Source organism: Vibrio sp. 10N.261.55.A7, from assembly GCF_002877365.1.
In the GTDB taxonomy this organism is placed as follows: domain Bacteria; phylum Pseudomonadota; class Gammaproteobacteria; order Enterobacterales; family Vibrionaceae; genus Vibrio.
Genome location: NZ_MCWZ01000183.1, coordinates 1 through 6,736 on the forward strand (window position 1 = coordinate 1; position 6,736 = coordinate 6,736).

General features: G+C 41.8%; 7 protein-coding genes and 1 other RNA gene. 4 read left to right on the top strand and 4 right to left on the bottom strand.

Annotated elements, in window-relative coordinates; translation table 11 throughout:
* Both BCU12_RS23265 and BCU12_RS10110 read left to right on the top strand, forming a co-directional pair.
* Positions 1 to 1,004: hypothetical protein (locus BCU12_RS23265; protein ID WP_157939871.1), on the top strand; the 1,004-nt coding region annotated here is incomplete at its 5' end.
* An 85-nt stretch (positions 1,005 to 1,089) separates the two neighbouring features.
* Positions 1,090 to 2,385, top strand: a complete 1,296-nt coding sequence (locus BCU12_RS10110; RefSeq protein WP_102404185.1) for a sensor domain-containing diguanylate cyclase — start codon at positions 1,090 to 1,092, stop codon at positions 2,383 to 2,385.
* Between the two features lie 185 nt (positions 2,386 to 2,570).
* On the opposite strand, the gene ssrA is transcribed toward BCU12_RS10110, so the two are convergent.
* Positions 2,571 to 2,937, bottom strand: a transfer-messenger RNA (tmRNA) gene (gene ssrA / locus BCU12_RS10115).
* Positions 2,938 to 3,003: 66 nt separating this feature from the next.
* Positions 3,004 to 3,486 carry an SsrA-binding protein SmpB gene (gene smpB, locus BCU12_RS10120; RefSeq protein ID WP_102404186.1) on the bottom strand — a complete coding sequence of 161 codons (483 nt, stop codon included), beginning with the start codon at positions 3,484 to 3,486 and terminating at the stop codon, positions 3,004 to 3,006.
* A gap of 115 nt (positions 3,487 to 3,601) precedes the next feature.
* Here smpB and BCU12_RS10125 point away from each other — a divergent pair, with 115 nt between their 5' ends.
* Positions 3,602 to 4,045 (top strand): SRPBCC family protein, encoded by a 444-nt coding sequence (locus BCU12_RS10125; RefSeq protein WP_102404187.1) that lies wholly within the window; start codon positions 3,602 to 3,604, stop codon positions 4,043 to 4,045.
* Complete coding sequence (locus BCU12_RS10130) at positions 4,035 to 4,349, top strand: RnfH family protein (RefSeq protein WP_102404188.1); 315 nt, start codon at positions 4,035 to 4,037, stop codon at positions 4,347 to 4,349. The genes BCU12_RS10125 and BCU12_RS10130 overlap by 11 nt, the downstream gene beginning before the upstream one ends.
* An 85-nt stretch (positions 4,350 to 4,434) precedes the next feature.
* On the opposite strand, the gene bamE is transcribed toward BCU12_RS10130, so the two are convergent.
* Positions 4,435 to 4,794 carry an outer membrane protein assembly factor BamE gene (bamE, locus tag BCU12_RS10135; protein ID WP_102404189.1) on the bottom strand — a complete coding sequence of 120 codons (360 nt, stop codon included), beginning with the start codon at positions 4,792 to 4,794 and terminating at the stop codon, positions 4,435 to 4,437.
* A 214-nt stretch (positions 4,795 to 5,008) separates the two neighbouring features.
* Complete coding sequence (gene recN, locus BCU12_RS10140) at positions 5,009 to 6,673, bottom strand: DNA repair protein RecN (protein WP_102404190.1); 1,665 nt, start codon at positions 6,671 to 6,673, stop codon at positions 5,009 to 5,011.
* Positions 6,674 to 6,736 lie beyond the last annotated feature (63 nt).

A 6,736-nucleotide genomic window follows, 5' to 3' on the forward strand; every position in this document is an offset into this window, starting at 1 on the left:
ATATAACTCCGTATTTACTCCATCAATTTCACCAATCTGGCTTATTTAATAACTACTGGATTTCAGATGATAAAATTTCAGAATTATTTAATAGCTCTACGTTTGATTATGAGTTTTTATCTAAATATGGTTATACCAAACCAGACATCGATTCAATTTTGTTAAAGTTAGGCGCAAAAGATAGCTTTAATAAACTCTCGATTGATCATATTTCAAACGTTTTACAGAATTTACCTACAACTCGCCCGAATGGCACTGATACACAGAAAATATACAAGCTAGTACTAAACCACTTCAAAATACATGGTAAACCTATCAATTCGGGCATCATGCTGTTCGCAAAGACAAAGACACAAGAAAAGTATTTCAACCAAGCTGATATTTACTACAGTGACAATATTAAGTTACCTTCAAAGGTAATTAGAGATAAACCACTGTTAAACTTTCCTAAACGTTCTGGTGGTAAACAAGTCCCAGCATGTTTTGGCGTAAAAAACTTAAACGATATTGAAGTACAAATTGAGGAATATAAGGTAGTTGACGCGCTTTCGAGTGAATTTGAACTGAAAATGCAAAGGCTAAAACCATATTTACTCTCTTACAGATTTGATAACTTACAAGCGACACAAAAATCTACAGAGTCAAAGTGGATCTCTAATGTAAACTTTGTTTTATGTAGTGATATTTCTTGCACCTGTGAAGGTAATCAAATATCACTAAATGATAGTGATTACATACAAGATAAAAACAATTATTTCATTAAAGTAAATAAAAACCGAACAATTGAGAATATTAGGCGTGATTCAAACTTTGGAGATACCTTCGCTGAAATCATCTGCTCAATTTTCAAGGTTAATGAACATAAAAATGACTTCAGAAATATTTTGAGGGATGACGAACAGGATATTGAACACCACCTCCGCAATGAAATGGGCTCTGAGGTCTTAGAAGAGGCAAGAAAATATTTAGGTATTTCTGATCGATTCTTCTCTTTTTGGTCATAAACTGCTCACATTCTCCGTTATATGGTACTCAATATTTACGCGATTGGTTTAGGCTATAGGTATAGAAAGCCATTGAGTCGAAACTGTGAAACTTAGAACGAAGATTATTCTCACCATTATGCTCACCTCGCTAACCACGATTGGCGCGATAGCGATTATTGCTCCTTATCAGATAAAACAGTCGTTTATCGACTCTGCTAAGCGAGCACATTATGACCGCTTTACTGCTTCAATATCTCGATTTCAGCAAGAAGAGGGCGAATGGGGTGGGAAAGCCACGGCGCTAAAAATGGGTAAGCAAATTGAGGTTCGTCAAAGTCGGCGCCTTGATGTTCCTCCTCCACCACCTCGTGGTTTAAATCGTCGTCAAGGTATGCAACCACCACCTCCGCCTCATAATGATGAAAATACCAGCCTACGCTTTGTATTGGCTGATCACCTGGGTTTTATCTTTCATCCTTTTGGTGAATATCAGCTCGGTGAGCAGCTTAGTGCCGTGTCTCTTGTTGGTGCTGATAAGCTTTACCTTGATGGAAAGCATGTTGGGTATGCTATAGAAACCGGGGTTGTTGGGCTAACCCAACATGATGAGGCTTATTACAACTCGCTAAGCAGCATATTGAAGTACGTAGGGTTTGGTGCTTTTTCTGTATCCGTGGTTTTTGGTGGACTGGTTAGCCGAACTATTTCGCGAGACCTGGAATCGCTGACGGGAGCAGTAGAAAAAATAGGCAAAGGTAATCTAGGTCAGCAGGTTTATATTCGAGGAAGTAATGAAGTGTCTGTACTGGCAGGCTCATTTAATCAAATGAGCCTAGAGCTTAAGCAAACGTATCAAGAGTTAACTGAATCACGAGATGAAATCCTAGAACAAACCAAGCGGTTAGAAAAAATGGCGATCACCGATGCGCTGACGGGTTTAAATAACCGTCATTATTTTGCAGAGCATTCTAAAAAGATTTATCAATCCGAGGTCGAATCTGGGAATGAGGTGACTCTTGTTGTAGCCGATCTGGATTGGTTTAAGTCTATCAATGACGGTTTTGGGCATCTAATTGGCGATCTTGTGCTTAAAGAGGTAGGCGCGATTTTTAAGAGCTTAGTAGACGAAGGTGCTATTGTTGCTCGATTCGGTGGCGAAGAAATTGTGGTTATGATTCCGAATCTAACCACAGTGGAAGCCCATTCAACCATTGAAAGTATTCGGCTCTCAATTGAACACAATAACTGGGAGAAAACAGCTCAAGGGCTTAATGTGACCATGAGCTTTGGCATGGCAGATTCACGTACGTGTAATGATGAAACTGAGTTATTTAGGCAAGCTGATAAAGCCTTATATGAAGCCAAAAAGCAGGGGCGTAATAGAGTTAAAGTGGCATAGGTTTTATAGAGTGTTTTTCTAAGGCATTAAATTGGTGCTGTGTCAGTAGCAATCCATGGAATAAATAGGTTGGGAACTGGAAGAAGATGGTTTAGATGTAAATAGGTATCTAGCCATCCTCCAAAGGAATCTGGTGTGACCAATAAAAAGGGCCAACTCTTGCGAGTTGGCCCTTTCCAAACGTTTGGTGGAGCTGGCGGGAGTTGAACCCGCGTCCAAAAATCATTCATCATTGGTACTACATGCTTAGTCGATCTTTAAATTCACCAAGTACCTGCGAACCGACACGCTAGTAAATGACTATCCTGAATTAAATTTCGAACTTCATCTCTCAGGCGGGAGAATCCGATCTAGCTAGTTTGGGTTTGACTTTCTGTTATTCCCCGTCTTACAAGCGGAAGCTAGGGCAGAAAGGCTCTCAACAGGTTATTAAGCTGCTAGTGCGTAGTTTTCGTCGTTTGCGACTATTTTTTTGCGGCTTTTTACGTGGCCAACCGCCCCACGGCATGCACCTCAGACTTCAAAATTCCTGTCGAATCCTAAATCAGCCCCAAGTGTTCTTCGCATAGTACCAGAAAAGCTATGCCTGTCTAGCGCTCTGCGTTTAAGTGCTCAAGATTAACGCAAATTACTCTTCATAATTCGTGCTTTATCGCGAGCCCAGTCTTTTTCTTTCATATCAGTACGTTTGTCGTGCAGTTTCTTACCCTTGGCGACACCAATCTTTAGCTTCACCCATGAGCGAGACCAATAGAGTGCGGTTGCGACAAGCGTCATGCCTTCACGATTTATACGACCAATAAGGTTATCGAGTTCTTTACGAGAGAGTAGCAATTTACGGATACGTGTCGGGTTAGCAACAACGTGTGTAGAGGCTTGTGTAAGAGGCGTGATTGTCATGCCACTTACGAACGCTTCACCATCACGAATGTATACGTAACTTTCTGCTATGTTGGTTTTACCTTCACGCAGAGATTTTACTTCCCAGCCTTGTAGCTCCAAGCCAGCTTCAATTTCATCATCGATGAAATATTCGTGGCGAGCTTTTTTGTTTTGAGCGATGGTATTGCTACCCGCTTTATTCTTTGATTTCTTTGCCATAGTGCCTGCATTATACGGCTTGGATTTCGGTTAGGAAATCCTTTATTTGCTCTAAGAGAGAATAAACGTAGAATTACAGTATTGAATGATTAAGTAAAGCAGTACCGGAGTTAACATGAAGCAAGTGAGTCGTTCTGCATTGGTCTCGTTTAGTGCAGAGCAGATGTACGCATTGGTGAATGATGTTTCAAGCTATCCTGAATTTTTGCCCGGCTGTTCTGGCTCTAGAGTCATGGAGTCTACTCCCATGACGATGGTGGCTTCGGTTGATGTTTCCAAAGCCGGGATCAGTAAAACGTTCACAACATCGAATCAGTTGAATCATGGAGAGTCCATTATCATGAATCTGGTTGATGGCCCTTTTCGTTCTCTAACCGGCGGGTGGTACTTCACCCCTCTAGATGAAAGTGCCTGTAAGGTCGAGCTAAAATTGGAGTTTGAGTTTTCCAATAAAATGATCGAACTGGCGTTTGGAAAGATCTTTAATGAACTTACTAGCAATATGGTGAGCTCCTTTACCCAGCGAGCAAAGCAGGTGTACAGCTGTTATGAGTATTGAATCTGAGATGATCCACGTGGAAGTTGTGTATGCACTACCAGATGAACAGCGAGTATTTACACTCGTTGTGAATAAATCAATGACGGTTGAAGAGATCATTGCGCAGTCGGGGGTGCTTAAACTCTATCCCGATATTGATTTAGACAAGAATAAAGTGGGCGTCTTTAGCCGCAATGTTAAGTTGGATGCAACGGTACACGATAAGGATCGTATTGAGATTTATCGACCTCTGCTGGCTGATCCCAAAGAGATTCGTCGTAAAAGGGCTGAACAGGCTAAAAAAGAAGCGGAAGCTAAGCAGTAAAGCTCTGCAAACTCTTTATCTCTACAAATAAAAATGGCTCGTATTTATACGAGCCATTTTAGTATTTACTGTTGATTCGAGAGTGTTAGTTGATGCTCTCAAAGAATTGATCACTTGCTGGAAATTCCCCGGCGATATCAACGAGTGTACCTGAAGGATCAAAATTCACGATCAAATTACGTTGAACTGAGTCTTTGTGCCCTGCTTTGTGATGGTATATATAGTACCAAGTGTCAGGGTAACCATTTTCAATCAACATTGGCGAGCCCATGACATAGCGGACTTGTTCTTTAGTCATACCAAACTTAAGTTGATCGACAGCTTCTTGCTCAATGTAATTGCCTTGGTTAATGTCAATTCTATAAACCACTTTCTCTATCACAGAGCAACCCGTTAGCATAACGATAGCTAGCGGTGCGATGATTAACCATTTCTTAAACTGCATATTTTCTATCTTTACAAATGAACATTAAACTGCGGTGATAATAAACAACCTCGGCGCAGAAGTAAAAAACTCCTTCACCAATGAACTGTTTCAGACCGTGAATTTAGAGATAGGTTGCAAAGAAAGCCCAAACTTTTTGGAAAGTGGAACTTCGTGGGCCTAGTTTGGAAAGGCCCAAGCGGATTAAATGAGTTGCTCTGGTCACATTGATTACTTACGCGGCTATCAAGAGTTCTTTAGCGTTGGCTAACGTTGACTGGGTAATTTCACTGCCGCCAAGCAAACGCGCTAACTCTGAGATACGTGCTTCTGTATCAAGCGTATGCATTTGTGTTTCAGTTTTTCCTGATTTCGTCGATTTGGCAACAAACAGTTGTTGATGCCCGCAACCTGCAACTTGAGGAAGATGCGTGACGCAGAGTACTTGAGTTGATTGGCCTAAGGTTCGCAGCATCTTCCCAACTACGGCGGCGGTAGGGCCACTAATACCGACATCAACTTCGTCAAAAATGAGGCTTGGAGTATCGACTTTTTGTGCTGTGATTACCTGAATGGCAAGCGACATTCGAGATAGCTCACCACCCGATGCTACTTTCGCAATTGGCTGCATCGGTTGGCCTGGGTTTGTTGACACTAAGAAGCACACTGAGTCCATACCAAGTGGTGATGGGTGTGTGTTTTCATTGTCGATATCAATACAGAACTTGGCTTTTTCCATACTCAGTTCGTGCATGCTTGCAGAGATCAATTTATTCAGCTCTTTTGCATATCGGTTGCGAGACTTATGCAGCTTTTCAGCACTGGCTAGAAATGCTTGGTATTTCTCTTCTAGTTCTTGCTCTAGCTCGTCCAAACGTTCATTGGAGCAGTCCAGCGCTTCTATCTGCGCAAGTAAATCTTGGTGGTGTTGGTAAAGCTCTTCTGGCATGACGTGATGTTTGCGTGCAATCGACATAACCTTAGAAAAGCGTTCTTCAACAAAGGCCATACGAGCCGGATCAACGTCAATGTTGTCTAGGTAGCTGCGAAGCTCTGCGTTTGCTTCTTCTAACTGAATCAGCGCGTCGGATACCATATTAGGCAGCTCTACAAGCTTTTCATCAAGTTCTGCGAGTTGAATTAAGGACTGATTGGCTGATTGGAGAATACTAAGCGCATTAACTTCTTCACCTTCGTATATAAGCTCGATAGCCTGCTGGCAGGTTGAGGCAAGCTCTCCGCTGTTAGACAGACGTTTGTGTTCTTGTTCGAGTTGTTCATATTCTTCCTCGCCAAGAGAGAGCTCATTAAGCTCTTTGATTTGATATTCAAGCAGTTGTTTCTGTGCTTGGTTGGTGGCGCTGTTCTCTTTCAATTGTTTGAGATTGTTGTCTGCATTGCGCCATTTTTGGTAAGCATTACGGGTGTTCTTGAGTAGGTTAGTATGACCAGCGTATTGATCGAGCATGGCCATTTGGTAGTCACTTTTCATCAATTGGTGATGAGCATGCTGACCATGAATATTGATTAACATTTGACCGAGCGACTTGAGCTGAGAAAGGGGAACAGGGCTGCCGTTGATAAAGGCTCTCGAGCGACCTTCTTTGCTGATAATGCGTCGAAGTATGCAATCATTTCCATCAAGGAGGTCGTTATCTTCAAGCCAGCGTGTCGCATGTAGGTTGTTCTCTAAAGAGAAAGCTGCGCTCACTTCTGTTTTTTCTTCACCTTGCCTGACCATACCTGCTTCAGCGCGGCCACCTAAACATAAGCCTAGGGCATCAATAGCAATAGATTTACCCGCACCGGTTTCGCCAGTAATACTGGTCATCCCTTTCGAGAGTTCGAGCTGCAAAGATTTTACAATAGCAAAGTTATTTACACTTAAATGAGCCAGCATTTTATTTACCTGTACAATTGAACAATACTGTATAAGAAAACAGTATATACTGTTTCTTTATAC

Bases quoted from the DNA above. Each gene is read 5' to 3' on its own strand.
- recN (WP_102404190.1), bottom strand. From the start codon at position 6,673: ATGCTGGCTCATTTAAGTGTAAATAACTTTGCTATTGTAAAATCTTTG.
- BCU12_RS10125 (WP_102404187.1), top strand. From the start codon at position 3,602: ATGAAGCAAGTGAGTCGTTCTGCATTGGTCTCGTTTAGTGCAGAGCAG.
- BCU12_RS10130 (WP_102404188.1), top strand. From the start codon at position 4,035: ATGAGTATTGAATCTGAGATGATCCACGTGGAAGTTGTGTATGCACTA.
- smpB (WP_102404186.1), bottom strand. From the start codon at position 3,486: ATGGCAAAGAAATCAAAGAATAAAGCGGGTAGCAATACCATCGCTCAA.
- bamE (WP_102404189.1), bottom strand. From the start codon at position 4,794: ATGCAGTTTAAGAAATGGTTAATCATCGCACCGCTAGCTATCGTTATG.